Annotated in this window: 1 protein-coding gene; it reads left to right on the top strand. The window is 48.9% G+C overall.

Annotated features, from left to right (window positions below; genetic code table 11):
- Positions 1 to 202: 202 nt before the first annotated feature.
- Positions 203 to 1,936, top strand: a complete 1,734-nt coding sequence (locus B2Y11_RS01450; RefSeq protein ID WP_291055220.1) for an Rqc2 family fibronectin-binding protein — start codon at positions 203 to 205, stop codon at positions 1,934 to 1,936.
- Positions 1,937 to 2,007 lie beyond the last annotated feature (71 nt).

Genomic DNA, 2,007 nt, shown 5'->3' on the forward strand with positions numbered 1-2,007 from the left:
GCTCGCTATTCGCGTTGTCCCATTCCTTGCATTGCATAAAAATCCAAGAAGAAAAGCAGACAGTGATTTAATCAGCGCTTCCCTAAGAATCCTCCGGCGTGAGCCGGTCAGTCTTAAGAACCTTTTCCTCCGCCCCTTTCCCGCCGATTATGATATACTGGATAAAACCATTTAAGAGTATCCGCTTATGCAGGAGGAAATCATGCAGATAGACAGCGCTGTATTATATGTAATTACCAAAAAATTGAAGGAAAAGCTGGATGCCTGCCAGGTGCGGCAGGTGCACCAGATAGACAACCGTATTATGGATCTGGAGCTTTTCTGCACTGACGGGGACATTGTAAGCCTTATGATTAATACCTACAATCCGCCCCTGCTTTACCTTACGTCGAAAGGGAAAAACAAAAAGCAGTACTCCCCTTCCCAGACTTTCTGTATGACCCTTCGGAAATATCTGGAGGGGAGCCGCCTTTCCCGCATAGAACAGGTAGACATGGACCGGGTGGTGGCCCTTTCCTTTGACCGCATTGAAGCGGGAAGTGAAATCATTACCCGCACCCTTTGGGTGGAACTGCTGCCGGCATCACCGAACATGATTCTCACTGAAGGAAATACAATAATTGATGCCTGCCTTCGAGGAAAGAAGCTGGACCGCCTGCTGGTACCAGGAGAAACCTATTCCCTCCCCGGTCATGGAGACCGCATGGATTTCATGAAATTCAGCAGGGAAGAACTGAAAAACATCCTTGATTTCTCCAGGAAAGAAGACATCCCCCTTGACAGCTGGCTTTTTGGTCATTTCAACGGTTTTTCCCGTTTTCTGGCAGATGAGCTGGCCCTGGAAAGCCATGTGCCTGCCGATATTCCCCTTTCTTCTATCACCGATGAGGACGAGGAGCGGATTCTTTCGTCCATTACAAATATGGCGGAAGCTATTCAAAATTCCAACTGCCTTTACATTTATAAAAATGGAAAAGGGAAAAAGACGGCCAGCCCCATTCCCCTTTCCATTCTGAAAGATGAACCGGAAAAGGCGGAGGTCCTTTCCTTCATCGAAAAAGAGGCGGAAAGCGGCGCCGGCTCCATCAGCCAGGCGGTGCAGGACTATAAGAAGCAGCTCCATACCCTTATCAAAAGGGAGGAAAGGAAGAAACGGAAAATAGGCGATGAGATGAAGGAAACATCCCGCATGGACCAGTACAAACTGTGGGGCACCCTTCTTTCCATCTATGCCTATGAAAAAATCAACCACAGGACGTCCCTCACCCTGTCCAATCTTTTCAAAGATCCGCCGGAGGATGAGACCATTCCAGTAGATCCCCTCCTTTCCGTTTCCGCCAACAGCCAGATGTATTTCAAGAAATACAATAAAATGAAAACAAGAAGCGCCATCGGCCAGGAAAAACTGGACGAATGCGACAAACGTCTTTCCTACCTGCAGGATACACTCTACTTTGCAGAACAGGTAACCACCAAGCAGGAGCTGGAGGCGCTGAAGGAAGAGCTTAAAAATCTGGGTATAGATAAGAGGCAGGCCCAGGGAAAGAAAAAAGGAAATAAACCCGGCAAAAAATCGCAGGCTCCCCAGATTGAAAGCCGCATGATTGACGGATTCAAGGTGTGGATCGGCACCAGCAATACGAAGAACGAATACCTCACCCTTCATAAGGCTGCCAAAACGGACATCTGGCTCCACGCCAGAGCCATTCCCGGATCCCATGTGGTGATTGAAGCAGGAAATGAAACAGTGCCGGAAGATACCCTTGCCAAAGCTGCCGCCCTGGCCGCCTGGAACAGCAAAGGAAGAAATTCCGGCAAAGTGGATGTGGACTACACCCTCATCCGGTATGTGAAAAAGATTCCCGGAGGACCACCGGGGCTTGTGAATTATACCCACCAGAAAACCATAACCGCTGTGCCGGAAGATGTGAAATAGTGGGCTGGTGTACTAGTGAGCTAGTGAGCTAGTGAGCTAGTGGGCTGGTGGGCTAGGGAAGCACTGATTAA

Source organism: Dialister sp. UBA1703, assembly GCA_002320515.1.
Lineage (GTDB): Bacteria > Bacillota > Negativicutes > Veillonellales > Dialisteraceae > Dialister.

Coding starts and splice junctions, on each gene's coding strand:
- B2Y11_RS01450 (WP_291055220.1), top strand. CDS start 203: ATGCAGATAGACAGCGCTGTATTATATGTAATTACCAAAAAATTGAAG.